Source organism: Streptomyces sp. NPDC001100 (assembly GCF_053598575.1).
This window is the reverse complement of record NZ_JBSFKO010000019.1, coordinates 77,207-91,994: the sequence shown is the minus strand read 5'-3', so window position 1 is coordinate 91,994 and position 14,788 is coordinate 77,207. Positions and strand designations below refer to the sequence as shown.

The window sequence follows — 14,788 nt, the reverse complement described above, 5'->3', positions numbered from 1 at the left end:
CTGTCTTAGGAAGAGGTATGGGCATGGATGTCGGGCTCAAGCGCGAGCTGGAGCAGAAGGTCCGCTCCGGTGAGCGGCTGTCCCGCGAGGACGGCGTCGCGCTCTACGAGTCGGACGACCTGGCCTGGCTCGGCGGGCTGGCGCACGAGGTGCGGACGCGGAAGAACGGCGATGTCGTCCACTTCAACGTCAACCGCCACCTCAACATGACCAACGTGTGCACGGCGTCCTGCGCCTACTGCTCGTTCCAGCGCAAGCCGGGCGAGAAGGACGCGTACACGATGCGCATCGAGGAGGCCGTCCGCCTCGCCAAGGCGATGGAGGGCGAGAACCTCACCGAGCTGCACATCGTCAACGGCCTGCACCCGAACCTCCCCTGGCGCTACTACCCGCGCTCCCTGAGCGAGCTGAAGAAGGCCCTCCCGAACGTCTCGCTGAAGGCCTTCACGGCGACGGAGATCCACCACTTCGAGACGATCTCGGGGCTCAGCGCCTCCGAGATCCTCGACGAGCTGATCGACGCGGGTCTGGAGTCGTTGACCGGCGGTGGCGCGGAGATCTTCGACTGGGAGGTCCGCCAGCACATCGTGGACCACCGCACGCACTGGGAGGACTGGTCGCGCATCCACCGGCTGGCGCACGAGAAGGGTCTCAAGACCCCGTGCACCATGCTCTACGGCCACATCGAGGAGCCGCGCCACCGCGTGGACCACGTGCTGCGGCTGCGTGAACTCCAGGACGAGACCGGCGGTTTCCAGGTCTTCATCCCGCTGCGCTACCAGCACGACTTCGTGGACATGAAGGACGGCAAGGTCCGGAACCGGCTGCAGGCGCGGACGCAGATGGCCACGGGCGCCGAGGCGCTGAAGACCTTCGCTGTCTCCCGGCTGCTCTTCGACAACGTCCCGCACGTCAAGGTCTTCTGGGTGATGCACGGCGTCCAGACCGCGCAGCTCGCGCTCCAGCACGGCGCGGACGACATGGACGGCTCGGTCGTCGAGTACAAGATCACGCACGACGCCGACAACTACGGCACCCCGAACAAGCTCACCCGCGACGACCTCCTCGACCTGATCCGCGACGCCGGTTTCCAGCCGGTCGAGCGGAACACGCGTTACGAGATCATCCGCGAGTACGACGGCCCGGACCCGGCGCGGCGCGAGTCCCCGCAGCCGATGCGAGTGTGACCACCGAACGATGGCGCTCACTTTCGAACTGGACCCCGCGACAACCCCTGCCCTGCGCGAGGAGATCCTCACCCTCTGGGCGGACGTCTCCAACGCGGGCGGCTCGGTCGGCTTCGTCGCGCCGGTCACGGTGGACGAGATACGGCCCGAGCTGATCAAGCACTTCGTCTCCATGGCGGAGGGCCGCACCCGGCTGCTGGTCGGCCGGGACGAGACGGGCACGGTCGCCGCGACCGTGTTCCTCGCGTTCAACACGCACCGGCTGATGCTGCACTGGATCTGGCTCTACACGGTGATGGTCCACCCCCGTCACCAGGGCAAGGGGTATGGGCGGGACCTGCTGGCCGCCGCCGAGCGGGCCGCCCGCGGCCTCGACGGCATCGAGGCGATCCGCCTCACCTGCCGGGGCGGGCACGGCCTGGAGCGGTTCTACGGCTCCTGCGGCTACAAGGAGGTCGGCCGGGTGCCCGGCGCGATCCGTGTCGCCCCGGGGGACGACCGGGACGACATCTTCATGCTGCTGCCGCTGCTCTGAGCCGCCGGGGTGGGCCGCGCACCCCGCCGGAAGATCGGTGGGGGCGCGTGCTTCACTGGATGGGCCTGTTCGTCACGGTTACGGAAGAGTGGATTGAGATGTTCCGCTACACGCTGATGCGCCTCGGAGTCTTCGCGGGCTGCCTCGGAGTCGTCTGGGGCCTCGTCTACCTCGGCGTCTTCCCGCGCGGCTTCGGTGAGTCCAACGGCATGTGGATCGTGCTGCTGGCGCTGGTGATCTCGGCGCCGATCAGCTTCGTGGTGCTGCGCGGGGTGCGGGACCGGGCCTCGGTGCAGATCGTCGAGCGGGTCGACCGGATGAAGGCCAACCTGGACGCCAACCGCAACCAGGAGGACGAGGCCGTCGACGCCGCCGGTCCGCAGGGACAGACTTCCTGACTCCTGGGTCGAACTACCCTTGCCCCCATGGGTGCCGTGAAGACCAAGCGGATGCCGCGCGCGGTCCGTGAGCAGCAGATGCTCGACGCCGCCGTGCGGACCTTCGGACAGCGCGGCTACATGGCCGCGTCGATGGACGAGATAGCCGAACTCGCGGGCGTGTCCAAGCCGTTGGTGTATCTCTACCTGAACTCGAAGGAAGACCTGTTCACCGCGTGCATCCGGCGCGAGGGCCAGGCGCTCACCGAGGCGGTGCGGGCCGGGGTCGACACCCGTTCGCCCGCCGACCGCCAACTCTGGGACGGGCTGCGGGCGTTCTTCACCCACACCGCCCAGCACCCGGACGGCTGGTCCGTCCTGCATCTCCAGGCCCGCACCCACGGTGAGCCCTTCGCGGCCGAGGTGGCCGCGCTGCGCGCCGAACTCGTCGCGTTCGTCACCGAGTTGATCGCGGTCACCGCCCGCGAGGCGCACCGCGACCGTGATCCCGACCTGGCCGAGCGCGAGGTGGCCGGCCTCGCGGAGGCGCTGGTCGGTGCCGCCGAGTCCCTCGCCGCCTGGTCCAACGCGACTCCGGGGGTCACCGCGAAGCAGACGGCGGCGACCCTGATGAACTTCGCGTGGGCCGGCCTCGGCAACCTGATGGAGGGGCGGCCCTGGTCACCGCCGGCGACCACCGAGGACCGACCCTGAGGTCTCAGACGGCCCCCCACTTGCGCAGCGTCGGCGCCACCCGCTGGTATCCCACCCGGTACACGGCCTTGGCGCCGCGCCGGGCCACTCCTCGTACGGCTCTCTTCACCCGGCCCGAACCGCCCGCGCCCAGCGGGGTGTTGAGCGGGCGGCCCTTCTCGTCGAAGCCGTTGCGGGCCAGGAGGCCGCCCAGGTAGATGCCGGCGCGTTCCGGTGTGTAGTAGGGGCGCAGCGTCGGCAGGGGTCCCGCGGCGCGCAGCGCGGCCACGCGGGCGCGGGCGGCGGCGTAGGGGTCGCTCTTGCCGATGCCCTGGGCGTCGGCCCAGGCGGGGTCGGGCAACGGCAGCGCGCCGGCGTCGAGTTCGTCCCAGGAGGCGAGGCAGCCGGAGTGGATGAAGTAGTGGTTGCCGTGTGCCTCGCGGACGCCGAAGTCGGTGAGGATCGCGGTGGGGATTCCCCGCTGCATCGACTCCAGCGCGGCGGTGGAGCTGACGGTCACCAGCAGGTCGGTGCGGTCGAGGACCTCGCCCATGTTGCCGTAGACCAACTGGAGGTTGGCGGGGGCGGGTTCGGCGAGGTTCTGGACGAGGAGCTGGTAGGGGTCGGCCTCGACGTGGGTGGTGTGTTCGCCGGGGAGGCTGCGCAGCTTCATCAGGACCTGGCGGTCGGGGTGGTGCCGGGCGTGCGCGGCGGCCCGTTCCAGCAGTCGTAGCCGGTCCTGCTTGCTCTTGGGAACGGAGGGCTGGACGGCGAAGGTGAGGGTGAACGGCCGTTCGGTGGACGGCCGGTAGGGCTCGCCGCCGAGGAAGGGCAGCGCGCACTCGACGACCGAGTCCGGGTCGATGCCGACGCCGGCGAACGCGGCGCCGAACCGGTCCGCGTCGTAGGTGGAGTTGGCGAGGACGACGTCGGTGCCGCCGCGGGTGAGCAGGCCGTCGATCATCTTCTCGTAGACGACGCCGACGTATCCGGTGACGGTGATCGGCCGGTGTTCGCGGCCCGCCCAGGCGAGGCCGAGGCTGTGGGTGAGGGCGAGGACCGTGCCGCCGGAGACGGCCATGACGACGATGTCGGCGTCGGCCAGTTCCGCGTCGTCGACCAGTTCGGCGGCGGGGAGTTCGCGCGCGGTGTCGGGCTCGATGCCGATCTCGGCGAGCTGCCGCTCGGTGGGGGTCGACCGGCCGCGCAGGAAGTACGCGTCGAGGGCGTGCCCCGGGGCGATCTGCTGTGCCACGGACGCGCCCCACTTCCAGCGGGTGTCCGAGTCGGCGAGTACGGCGATGCGTCTGGGGGGCATGGCTCAGGGGCCCTTCCTGGCGGGTCCGGCGAAGTGAGCCGAGGGTAAGAACGAACCCTGAGGAACGTATGAGCGATGTCTTGAAAGTGCCTTGGGCGGGCTGGGGTTCTCCTGTGCGGAATCCTCAAGGGCCCTTTGTTCGCCTGGGGTTTCGCGATCGCCCGGAAGGGGCCGGACATCCTTTGTTCGCCCAGTGTTCATGGGGGTTCAGACAACGACCCGGCGCACGAACCCCTCCACGTGTGTCCGGCCGGTCGCGTCCCGCAGGGCGAAGCGGTCGTCGAGCGCCGCGTACTCCACGGTTCCCGGCAGCAGCACCGGGGCCCTGAACTCGGCCCGGACCAGCGCGCGTTCGGGGGTCCCGTGGGCGGCGAGGCAGCGGGCCGCCGTCCACATGCCGTGCGCGATGGCCCGGGGGAAGCCGAACAGGCGGGCGGTGAGCGGGTGGAGGTGGATGGGGTTGCGGTCGCCGGACGCGGCGCCGTAGCGCCGGCCCACGTCCTCGCCGAGCCGCCACTCGGCGACGGTGGGCAGCGGCTCGGACTCCTCCGTCGCCGCGGGCGGCCGCGCCTCGGTGCGGTGCCGGGCGAGATAGGTGCTGCGTGACTCCCACACGAGTGCGCCGTCGGCCCGCATCTCCGTCGTGACCTTCGCCTCGGTGCCGCGCCGGTGCGGGGCCAACTCGTCGACGTAGACCGTCAGTTCGTACTCGCCGGTGGCGGGTGTCGCGGTGTGCCGGGTGATCTCCACCGAGGTGTGGACCAGGCCGAGCAGCGGCAGCGGGAAGGCGCGGCAGCTCATCAGGCGCATGGCCAGGGGGAAGCCGAGGACGTGCGGATAGGTGACGGGCAGGGCGTCGTCGCCGGTGGGGAAGCCGCACACCCGCTCGTAGGCGGCCAGCTTGGCCAGGTCCACGCGGACGCCGGGCAGGACGAGCCGGGTGCGGGGGAACTCGGCGTCGGCGCGGGGCCGTTTGAAGGGGGAGAGCAGGGCGCCGCGGAGAAGGAGCGGGGTGAGCGCGGGGGTGTCGGTGAGGGGTGGATAGGGGTTGGCCATGTCCCACTCCCGGGTGGTGTCCTGGGCGGCTCTTTTCATCTTACTTCGGAGTAAGGTTACCGCAGGTAAGGCCAAGTGGGGCGAGCCGGGCGGCCCATGGCGGGTGCATGGACGACGCATGGCCGGCCCACGGCCGACAAAACGCTGCGAACCCGCCGAGGTTGCACAGGCCCGGCTCCGTACCACCCCCGAACCCGCACAAAGTCCCCACGAGGGACCCGTACGATCTTCGACCTGACCCGAGGTAACACCCGGCCGTCGGTCGTAGATGAACACCTCGGTACGCGCCATGCGTACCTAATGCAGCAGAGCGGTACAAGCTGCACGCCTCAGGAGCTGCCATGTCCCTCGCCTACCCGTCCGGCTACGACTACGACGGCGCGCCCGTACTCGTGGAGCCCGAGATACGGCGGCTGGACGGCGTGGTCCGCGAGGTCTCCGTACCGCCGCTGGTCCCGCCGGCCACCCACGGCTCGCTCGCCGACGTGCCGTTCGAGAACGCGGCGGCGGCCCCCGACCACCTGGTCCTCAGCAGACAGGCGGAGGACGGGAGTTGGGTGGACGTCACGGCGGCCGAGTTCGCCGAGCAGGTGCAGGCCCTCGCCAAGGGACTGATCGCGGAGGGCCTCGCGCCGGGCGACCGGATCGCTGTCATGGCGCGCACCTCGTACGAGTGGACGCTCCTCGACTTCGCCGCGTGGGCCGCCGGTCTGGTCACCGTCCCCATCTACCCGACCTCCTCCCTCTTCCAGATCCGCTGGATCCTCCAGGACACCGGCGCGGTCGCGATGGCCGCCGAAACCGTCGCGCAGGCGTCGTCACTCGGCCCGGAGACGCCACGCCTCCCCGACCTGCGCCACATGTGGATCTTCGAGAAGGGGCACCTGGACCGGCTGGCCGAACTGGGCCGGACCGTCCCGGACCAGGAAGTCGCCGTACGCCGTGGGGTGTTGCTGCCCGACACGCTCGCCACCGTCATCTACACCTCGGGCACCACCGGCCGCCCCAAGGGCTGCGCGATCACCCACGGCAACTTCCTCGCCGAGGTCGACAACGCGATCGAACTCCTCTACGGCGTCTTCAAGAACAAGTCGAACGAGGAACCCTCCACGCTCCTCTTCCTCCCGTACTCCCATGTCTTCGGCCGGATGGTCGCGGTCGCCTGCATCCGCGCCCGGGTCCGCCTCGGCCACGCCGCGAGCCTCAAGTCCGAGGACCTGCTGGCGGATCTCGCGAGCTTCCAGCCCACCTTCCTGCTGGCCATCCCGTACATGCTGGAGAAGGTCTTCAACAACGCCCGGGCGAAGGCGGAGAAGAGCGGCCGCGGCAAGATCTTCGACCGCGCGACCAACGCGGCCGTCCGCTACGGCGAGGCCCTGGAGACCCGCCAGTCCGGCCAGGGCTCGGGCCCGAGCGGCCCGCTGAGGACGGCCCGCGCCTTCTACGACCCGCTGGTCTACCGCAAGATCCGCAACGCGCTGGGCGGCAAGCTCCGTTACGTCATCTGCGGCGGCTCCCCGCTGGGCCGCCGGCTCGCCGCGTTCTACGCCGGCGCGGGCATCGAGATCTTCGAGGGCTACGGCCTGACCGAGACCACGGCCGCGGCGACCTGCACGCCACCTCTCAAACCCCGCCTGGGGACGGTGGGTTGGCCGATGCCCGGCACCAGGGTCCGGATCGCCTCCGACGGGGAGATCCTGCTCGCCGGCGGCCAGGTCTTCCGCGGCTACTGGGACCCGCACGGCGACGGGGTCGCCCCCGCCTCCCAGGACGGCTGGCTCGCCACCGGCGACATCGGCCATCTCGACGACGAGGGCTATCTGACCATCACCGGCCGCAAGAAGGAGATCCTGATCACCGCGGGCGGCAAGAACGTGGCGCCGGCCCCGCTGGAGAACTGGCTGCGCGCCCACCCCCTGATCGCCCAGTGCATCGTCGTCGGCGACCGCCGCCCCTACGTCGCCGCCCTCATCACCCTCGACCTCGAAGGCATCACCCACTGGCGCCAGATGAACGGCAAACACCCCGTCCCCGCCGAACTCCTCGTCGACGACGACGAGTTGAGAGCGGTCCTGCAACGCGCCGTCGACGACGCCAACAAGCTGGTCTCCCGCCCCGAGTCCATCCGCCGCTTCAGCGTCCTCCCGGTCGACTTCACCGAGGCGGCGGGACATCTGACGCCGTCGATGAAGTTGCGGCGGGAGGTCGTGATGCGGGACTTCGAGCGGGACATCGAGGCGCTGTACGCGAACTAAGCACTGTTCGGGGCGATTTGGCGTTTTGGCGCAGACCTGGTTATTGACTTCACAAGACCCCCGCGCGACATTCCCAGCCCATTTCCCCGTCGGGCTGGAGCGGCCATGACCCCGAGCACGGACGCACATGCGGAACTCCCGGGCAGAAGAAGCGTGTTGGCCGGTGGTGCGGTCGCCGCGCTGGCCGTCGCCGGAGTCTCCTCCCCGGCCCGCGCGGCCGACCTTCCCCTCCTCGGCACCTACGACGTCGTGGTGATCGGCTCCGGAGCGGCCGGGATGACCGCCGCGCTGACCGCCGCCAAGCAGGGCCTGAGCTGTGTCGTGGTGGAGAAGGCGCCGACCTTCGGGGGCTCGGCGGCCCGCTCGGGCGCCGGGATCTGGATCCCCAACAACCCGGTGATCCTGGCCGCCGGAGTCCCCGACACCCCCGCCAAGGCGGCCACTTACCTCGCCGCGGTCGTCGGCGCCGACGTCCCCGCCGAGCGGCAGCAGTCCTTCCTCGCCCACGGCCCCGCCATGGTCTCCTTCGTCATGGCCAACAGCCCGCTGCGCTTCCGCTGGATGGAGGGATACAGCGACTACTACCCGGAGTTGCCGGGCGGCCTTCCCAACGGCCGTTCCATAGAACCCGACCAGCTCGACGGCAACATCCTCGGCGCCGAACTCGCCCACCTCAACCCGCCGTACCTCACCGTCCCGGCCGGCATGGTCGTCTTCAGCGCCGACTACAAGTGGCTCGCCCTGGCCGCGGTCAACGCGAAGGGCGCCGCCGTGGCCACCCAGTGCCTGGCCCGCGGCACCCAGGCGGCGCTGCTCGGACAGAAGCCGCTCACCATGGGCCAGTCCCTCGCCGCAGGACTGCGCGCCGGACTCCAGTCCGCGCAGGTGCCGGTATGGCTCAACACCCCTTTGACCGACCTGCACTTGGAGGCCGGCGCCGTCACCGGAGCCGTCGTCACCCGCAACGGAACCGCCGGTCTGGTCCGCGCCCGGCGCGGGGTCGTGGTCGGCTCCGGCGGCTTCGAGCACAACGCGGCCATGCGCGCCCAGTACCAGCGCCAGCCCATCGGCACGGACTGGACGGTCGGCGCGAAGGAGAACACCGGTGACGGCATCCAGGCGGGCCAGAGGGCGGGCGCCTCGCTCGCACTGATGGACGACGCCTGGTGGGGCCCGGCCATCCCGCTCCCCGCCGACCCCTACTTCTGCCTCGCCGAACGCACCCTCCCCGGCGGCCTGTTGATCAACCAGGCCGGTTCCCGCTTCGTCAACGAGGCCGCCCCCTACAGCGACGTCGTCCACACGATGTACGACCGCAACGCCGCCGCCCCCGACATCCCGGCCTATCTGATCGTCGACCAGAACTACCGCAACCGCTACCTCTTCAGGGACGTGCTGCCGACGCTCCCCTTCCCCGACGAGTGGTACAGCTCCGGCGCGGCCCACAAGGCGTGGACGTGGGACGCCCTGGCCTCCTCGATCGGCGTCCCGGCGGCGGCCCTCCGCTCCACCGTCACCCGCTTCAACTCCCTCGCGGCCGGCGGCAAGGACACCGACTTCGGACGCGGCGACAGCGCCTACGACCACTACTACACGGACCCCGCGATCCTCCCCGACTCCTGCCTCGCCCCGCTCTGGCTCCCCCCGTACTACGCCCTCCGCATCGTCCCCGGCGACCTCGGCACCAAGGGCGGGATGCGCACGGACGCACGGGCGCGGGTGCTGCGGGCGGACGGTTCGGTGATCCCGGGCCTGTACGCGGCGGGCAACGCGAGCGCGGCGGTGATGGGCCACAGCTACGCGGGCGCGGGCTCGACGATCGGTCCGGCGATGACGTTCGGGTATGTGGCGGCGCTGGATCTGGCGGGGGCGCTGTAGCGGCCGCGGGGCTGCTGACCCGGCCTGGTCATCACGGGGTCAAGGGATGGCCAGGCCGTTGCCAAGCGGCCGTATGCATTGCGCATGCAACGGGCCGGTAGGGCGGACATAGCCGGATTTGGGCCCTCGGTCGGTGGCTACTGTGATGGCGCGAACACGTCCACAGCGACGATCACGACCTACGGGGATGAGGAGACGGCGGTGGGGGAGCCGAACCGGTCACGCCTTCTTGAGTACGCACAGGGGTCGGCGGCAGCGGAGGTGCCCGAGGTACGCCGGTCGAGCCTGCTCGACTACGCGGAGGCGACACCGCCACCCGGGCCTTCGGCGGACGGGCGGCCGGGGCCACGGCCCGGGGTGCCGCCGTACGAGACGGCTGTGTTCGTGCCCGCTCATCCTCGGTATGTCGAAGCGGTGGACGACGACGGGCGGCCGGTCCGGGTGCCGTTCGTCGTCTACGAACTCTTCGAGCATCCCCCGGGGCACACCGCGGCCTACGCCTTCACCACGGTGGAGAAGCTGGTGACCGCGTTCGGCGAGGCCCAGCCGTGGGTGCTCACCTCGATCGGGCCGCTCGCCGAGGCGCTGGGGGAGCGGGGCGCCACCGTGGTCCTCGACCCGAAGGTCGCTCCGGGGCGGCACAACTGGCAGCCGGCCGACGTGGCCGCCTACGCACGGGAGGTGCGCTGATGTCGGCCGACTTCAAGGCGGTGCTGAGCGACCTCACCTCGATGGCCACCACCTTCCACGACCAGGCCACCGACTACCGCAAACTCCAGCCTCAGGTCTCCCCGCCCGTGGTGAGCGGCGGTGACGCCGGCCTCGACGACGCGATCAAGGAGGTCGCCCACCTCATCCTCGGTCTGCACATCGGCTTCGCCGACCGGCTGGACGACCACGGCGACAAGGTCGCGTACGCGCGCGACTCCTTCCACCGGCACGACGTCGACGTCCACGGAGTGTTCGAGGACCTGATGGTGGGGGACGGCTGATGGGCGACAGCTGGATCGGCGGCGACATCGGCGGACTGCACACCATGGCCACCACGTACAAGAACGCCAAGGACCAACTCGACGACGTGGTGCGGCCGGTGACCAATGCCGTCGAGTCGCTCGTCGACGACGCCGGGTGGAAGGGCGACGCGGCGGAGGAGTTCCGCGCGCAGTGGAGCGAGGACGCGCTGACGGCGGGTGCCTTCGCCAGCCTGGTGTTCGAGGTCGGGGACATCCTCGGCACCCTCGCCGACGCGCTGTCCACATGCGAGACGGCACTCCAGAACGCCGAGCACGTCGCCACGGGCAAGGGCGTGCCCATGGGCGACAAGGGTGTGCCCCTGGCCATGGTCACGGCGAACCCGCCCAGCGCGGCGGACCAGAAGACGATCTCCGCGATGACCGAGTACGACACGGTCCGCAAGCAGGTCGCGCACACCGCCCAGCACGCCCGGCTGGTCGCCGCGGACAAACTGCGCGGGTTGTACGCCCAGGTCACGGACCCGGTGTCGACCGGCGACAAGATCACCATCGCCGACGCGCTGCGCGGTCTGTACGCCTACGACGCGGAGGACGCGCGGGCCGGCGGCAAGAAGGCGCGCACCCAGCTCGACGACGCGAAGGCCGCGGAGCAGACCGCGAAGAAGGAACTCCGCGCGGAACGCAAGGCGTACCAGAAGGCGGGCCGCTCCCTCCCCAAGGACCTGCCCGCGAAGGGCGCCTACCGCGACGCCGTCATGCAGGTCGACTCCCTGGAGGAGGCCATCGCCCGCGCCGACATCGGCAGCAGCAAGCTCCCGTACGACCGGCTCCTGAACGTCAAACTCGCCGACGCGGCGGACGCGTTGAGACTGGGCAAAGGGCTTGAGGCACTGCCCGAGTTCCTCAAGGAGGTCCCGGTCATCGACGTCGCAGCGGCCGCCGCGTGCGGGTTGGTGGAGGCGAAGGACGACCACGACAAGGGGTGGTCGTGGCAGCACTCGGTGACGGTGGATGTCGGGGTGGCCGTGGGGGGTGTGGCGGCGGGGGCACTGGCGGTGGCGGCGGCGCCTGTCGAGGGTGCGGTCGCGGTCGCGGTCGTCGGGGTCGGTGCGACGATCGTCGCGACCAGCGTCCTTGACCACGCCGTCCACGAGCACTGGAGCGAGGACATCCATGACCACGGCGTGGTCGGCGGTGTACTCACCGGTGCGGGCCATGTGGGCACGGAGACCTGGGACGACGCGAAACGACTGACGAAGGACGTGTGGCACGGTGTCAAAAGCATCTTCTGAGGTCACCGCCGCCGGGGCCCCCGTGGAGATCCCGAAGCTGCCGAAGCTCGGCAGGACCTGGTACAAGCGCGGCGCGCTCTACTGGCTGTGCCGGACCCGCACCACGCTGTTCCTCCTCATCCTGATGGCGGGGATCTCCTTCTTTTCGCTGGCCCTCTACGCAGGCTTCCGGGACGAGATGCCGCACACCGTACGCACGGTGTGCGACTGTGTGCAGGTGGTCGCGGCCTGCGCGGCCCTGGTCTGGGGCTGGATCAAGCAGCGCCGGGGACATCGACAGGCCCTCCTGGACCCGCCCAGCCCGAAGCAGACCTGGATCGCCAAGCGCGACCACAACCGGCAGGCCGGCAGGTCGGCCGGCTTCGGCGCCGTGGGCGGGCGGGTGCTCATCGCCCTGGCCGCGCCCGTCATGCCGGCCTTCGCCGCGTACCTCGTCGGCTGGCTCGCCGCCTGGACCACCGTCCGCGAATATCCGAGCGAGGTCGGCGCCCGCCGCTGGCTCCAGGAGCATCCCTCGGGCACATGATCCCCTCCGACATCCCGAAGCTCCCCGGGCTCGGCACCACTTGGTACCAGCGTGGCCCCCGCTACTGGCTGCGCCGCGCCTCCGGGGCCCTGCTCTGGCTCCTCGTGATGGCCTTCTTCTGCTACATCGCGCTCGTCCTCTACAGAGGCTTCCGCACCAGCCTGCCGCCGACGGTGCGCACGGTGTGGGACGGGGCGCAGGCCGTGGTGTCCGTCGGGGCCCTTGTCTGGGGATGGCGGGTCCAGCGGCGGGACCTCCGCAGGAAGCTGCTGGACCCACCGACGCCCGACCAGGCCCGTCAGGCGAAGCGGGACGAGACCCGGCGCTCCACCGGACTCGCCGTCGCGGGCCGAGCCCTCTGGCTGGTCGCGGCACCGGTCGCTCCGGCCCTCGTGGCGGGCTGCGTCGGCTGGGTGGCCGCCGCCTTCACCGTCCGCGAATACCCCAGCGAGGTCGGCGCCCGCCGAGCTCTAGAGAACAGCCGCGGTCTTACGACCGGTCAGAAACGCCTGCGCTGACGTCTCCCCGAGTTCCGTGTTCGCCTCCCGTACGATCCGCGACCGCACCGCGAACCCCGCCGCCTCCAGCAGCCCGGCCATCGCCTCCGGTCGTCGCCGTTCGAAGTCCAGGCGGACCGGGTGGCCGAAGGGACGGTCGAGGGTGAGGGGCCGGTCGCCCGCCTGGAAGGCGATCAGGAGATGGCCGCCGGGTGCCAGGACGCGGTGGAACTCCGCGAAGAGGGACGGGAGTCGGTCCACAGGGGTGTGGATGGACGAGTACCAGGAGACGGCCCCCGCGAGGGTCCCGTCGGGGATGTCCAGTTCCAGCATCGAGCCCTGCCGGAAGGGCAGGTCCGGGTTCTCACGGCGGGCGATCGCGAGCATCGACGAGGACAGGTCGAGGCCGAAGACGTCCAGGCCGAGGGAGGCGAGGTGCGCGGTCGTACGACCCGGTCCGCAGCCGAGGTCGGCCACCTGTCCGCCTCCGCCACGGTTCACCAGCGCGGCGAAGTCGGCCAGTACCGCCCCGTCCCGCGGCCCGGTGAGCTCCCCGGCGAACATCTCCGCGTACTCCTCGGCGACCGCGTCGTAGAAGGTCCGGGTGGTGGTCACGAAGTCGGATTCGGATTGGGCCTCGGATTCGGCTTCGTCCTCGGTGGATGTCATGGGCCGGGACCCTACCGACCCCCACCGACAGCCCGCCCGACCGCCGGAGGCAAAGGCAGGAGCCCCGTCGCCTTGCGGCGCGGGGCTCCTTGGGTACTGCTATCTGTTCCGGATCAAAGCACCAGGCTCCGAGACCGAATAACTACGATCGTGTGACTCAGACGGGGGTGACGTTCTCCGCCTGCGGGCCCTTCGGGCCCTGGGTCACGTCGAAGGAGACCTGCTGGTTCTCCTCCAGCGAACGGAAACCGCTCGCGTTGATCGCGGAGTAGTGAACGAAGACGTCGGGGCCGCCGCCTTCTTGGGCGATGAAGCCAAAGCCCTTTTCGGCGTTGAACCACTTCACGGTTCCGGTAGCCATAAGCCCTCCTTGGGCCCAAAGGGTTGCCCTGCTCCAGAACCCTGCAAGTGTGAAAACAAGTCCCGCACTACTGCATACGTCTGAAAACGACTAGAGCCTGCGGTTACATGCTCCGCAGGCTCTGTACTGCAAGGGAAACCAAACTGCAACTTGCGGCGAGCCTAGCACGCGGGCAGCCGAAAGCAATAGAGGCCAAGATCACATCACCCGGACGTTTGAAGATCGCCAAAGGCTTGACTGTGGGGCCGAAGTATGGAGCGTACCTCATGAGGTCTAGCCTCGCGTTGTGGACAATTCTCGCACCCGGCCGCGCGTCGGCCACATCCAGTTCCTGAACTGCCTGCCCCTGTACTGGGGGCTCGCGAGAACGGGCACGCTTCTCGACTTCGAGCTCACCAAGGACACCCCGGAGAAGCTCAGCGAGCAGCTGGTGCGCGGGGACCTCGACATCGGGCCCATCACGCTCGTCGAGTTCCTCCGCAACGCCGACGACCTGGTCGCCTTCCCGGACATCGCCGTCGGCTGCGACGGCCCGGTGATGTCCTGCGTGATCGTCTCGCAGGTCCCGCTGGACCAGCTCGACGGCCGCCGGGTCGCCCTCGGCTCCACCTCGCGGACCTCCGTCCGGCTCGCCCAGCTCCTCCTCGCCGAGCGCTACGGCGTCCAGCCCGACTACTACACCTGCCCGCCCGACCTGAGCCTGATGATGCAGGAGGCCGAGGCCGCCGTACTCATCGGTGACGCGGCGCTGCGCGCCAACCTGCTCGACGGGCCGCGCTTCGGGCTGGAGGTGCACGACCTCGGCACGCTCTGGAAGGAGTGGACCGGGCTGCCGTTCGTCTTCGCCGTGTGGGCCGCCCGCCGCGACTACCTGGAGCGCGAGCCGGTCATCACCCGCAAGGTGCACGAGGCCTTCCTCGCCTCCCGCAACCTCTCCCTGGAAGAGGTCGGCAAGGTCGCCGAACAGGCCGCCCGCTGGGAGGACTTCGACGAAGAGGTCCTGGAGCGTTACTTCACCACCCTCGACTTCCGCTTCGGCGCGCCCCAGCTGGCCGCGGTCACCGAGTTCGCCCGCCGCGTCGGCGCGACGACCGGCTTCCCGGCCGACGTGAAGGTGGAACTGCTCCAGCCCTAGGAACCGGAGGGGCGCGGCGCACTACCCTGCTGGAA

General features: G+C 70.3%; 16 protein-coding genes. 12 read left to right on the top strand and 4 right to left on the bottom strand.

Going from position 1 to position 14,788, the window contains the following annotated elements; all coding sequences use genetic code 11:
* Positions 1–23 precede the first annotated feature (23 nt).
* From mqnE to ACWDEW_RS26820, 4 genes are all read left to right on the top strand, one after another.
* A complete protein-coding gene (gene mqnE, locus ACWDEW_RS26835) occupies positions 24–1,187 on the top strand; it encodes an aminofutalosine synthase MqnE (RefSeq protein WP_019074323.1) in 1,164 nt (387 codons plus the stop codon).
* Positions 1,188–1,197: 10 nt separating this feature from the next.
* On the top strand, positions 1,198–1,722 hold the full coding sequence (locus tag ACWDEW_RS26830; RefSeq protein ID WP_450515703.1) for an N-acetyltransferase family protein: 525 nt from the start codon (positions 1,198–1,200) through the stop codon (positions 1,720–1,722).
* Between the two features lie 98 nt (positions 1,723–1,820).
* Entirely contained in the window at positions 1,821–2,120 is a 300-nt protein-coding gene (locus ACWDEW_RS26825) for a DUF4229 domain-containing protein (RefSeq protein ID WP_019074321.1), read from the top strand.
* A gap of 27 nt (positions 2,121–2,147) precedes the next feature.
* Positions 2,148–2,813, top strand: a complete 666-nt coding sequence (locus tag ACWDEW_RS26820; protein WP_450515701.1) for a TetR/AcrR family transcriptional regulator — start codon at positions 2,148–2,150, stop codon at positions 2,811–2,813.
* Between the two features lie 4 nt (positions 2,814–2,817).
* Here ACWDEW_RS26820 and ACWDEW_RS26815 read toward each other — a convergent pair whose 3' ends face one another.
* A complete protein-coding gene (locus tag ACWDEW_RS26815; RefSeq protein WP_450515700.1) occupies positions 2,818–4,110 on the bottom strand; it encodes a DUF6716 putative glycosyltransferase in 1,293 nt (430 codons plus the stop codon).
* A gap of 207 nt (positions 4,111–4,317) precedes the next feature.
* Positions 4,318–5,166 (bottom strand): MaoC family dehydratase, encoded by an 849-nt coding sequence (locus ACWDEW_RS26810; RefSeq protein ID WP_450515845.1) that lies wholly within the window; start codon positions 5,164–5,166, stop codon positions 4,318–4,320.
* Positions 5,167–5,507: 341 nt separating this feature from the next.
* Between ACWDEW_RS26810 and ACWDEW_RS26805 the strand changes: the two genes are divergently transcribed.
* From ACWDEW_RS26805 to ACWDEW_RS26775, 7 genes are all read left to right on the top strand, one after another.
* Positions 5,508–7,421 carry an AMP-dependent synthetase/ligase gene (locus ACWDEW_RS26805; RefSeq protein ID WP_450515698.1) on the top strand — a complete coding sequence of 638 codons (1,914 nt, stop codon included), beginning with the start codon at positions 5,508–5,510 and terminating at the stop codon, positions 7,419–7,421.
* A 105-nt stretch (positions 7,422–7,526) separates the two neighbouring features.
* The gene (gene kstD, locus ACWDEW_RS26800) at positions 7,527–9,299 is read left to right on the top strand and encodes a 3-oxosteroid 1-dehydrogenase (RefSeq protein ID WP_450515696.1); all 1,773 of its coding nucleotides are present in this window, start codon (positions 7,527–7,529) and stop codon (positions 9,297–9,299) included.
* Positions 9,300–9,500: 201 nt separating this feature from the next.
* Complete coding sequence (locus ACWDEW_RS26795) at positions 9,501–9,989, top strand: SAV_915 family protein (RefSeq protein WP_450515694.1); 489 nt, start codon at positions 9,501–9,503, stop codon at positions 9,987–9,989.
* Positions 9,989–10,291 carry a DUF6317 family protein gene (locus tag ACWDEW_RS26790; RefSeq protein WP_093627414.1) on the top strand — a complete coding sequence of 101 codons (303 nt, stop codon included), beginning with the start codon at positions 9,989–9,991 and terminating at the stop codon, positions 10,289–10,291. The genes ACWDEW_RS26795 and ACWDEW_RS26790 overlap by 1 nt, the downstream gene beginning before the upstream one ends.
* On the top strand, positions 10,291–11,565 hold the full coding sequence (locus tag ACWDEW_RS26785) for a WXG100 family type VII secretion target (RefSeq protein ID WP_450515692.1): 1,275 nt from the start codon (positions 10,291–10,293) through the stop codon (positions 11,563–11,565). Before ACWDEW_RS26790 ends, ACWDEW_RS26785 begins: the two co-directional genes overlap by 1 nt.
* Complete coding sequence (locus tag ACWDEW_RS26780) at positions 11,546–12,091, top strand: hypothetical protein (protein WP_450515690.1); 546 nt, start codon at positions 11,546–11,548, stop codon at positions 12,089–12,091. Before ACWDEW_RS26785 ends, ACWDEW_RS26780 begins: the two co-directional genes overlap by 20 nt.
* The gene (locus ACWDEW_RS26775; protein ID WP_450515688.1) at positions 12,088–12,609 is read left to right on the top strand and encodes a hypothetical protein; all 522 of its coding nucleotides are present in this window, start codon (positions 12,088–12,090) and stop codon (positions 12,607–12,609) included. The genes ACWDEW_RS26780 and ACWDEW_RS26775 overlap by 4 nt, the downstream gene beginning before the upstream one ends.
* On the opposite strand, the gene ACWDEW_RS26770 is transcribed toward ACWDEW_RS26775, so the two are convergent.
* Positions 12,562–13,257, bottom strand: coding sequence for a class I SAM-dependent DNA methyltransferase (locus ACWDEW_RS26770; RefSeq protein ID WP_450515686.1), 696 nt, complete (start codon positions 13,255–13,257; stop codon positions 12,562–12,564). The genes ACWDEW_RS26775 and ACWDEW_RS26770 overlap by 48 nt on opposite strands.
* Positions 13,258–13,414: 157 nt before the next feature.
* Positions 13,415–13,618, bottom strand: a complete 204-nt coding sequence (locus tag ACWDEW_RS26765; protein ID WP_003992177.1) for a cold-shock protein — start codon at positions 13,616–13,618, stop codon at positions 13,415–13,417.
* A gap of 286 nt (positions 13,619–13,904) precedes the next feature.
* On the opposite strand from ACWDEW_RS26765, the gene ACWDEW_RS26760 reads away from it, so the two are divergent.
* On the top strand, positions 13,905–14,753 hold the full coding sequence (locus tag ACWDEW_RS26760; protein WP_450515684.1) for a menaquinone biosynthetic enzyme MqnA/MqnD family protein: 849 nt from the start codon (positions 13,905–13,907) through the stop codon (positions 14,751–14,753).
* The last annotated feature ends 35 nt before the right edge of the window (positions 14,754–14,788 follow it).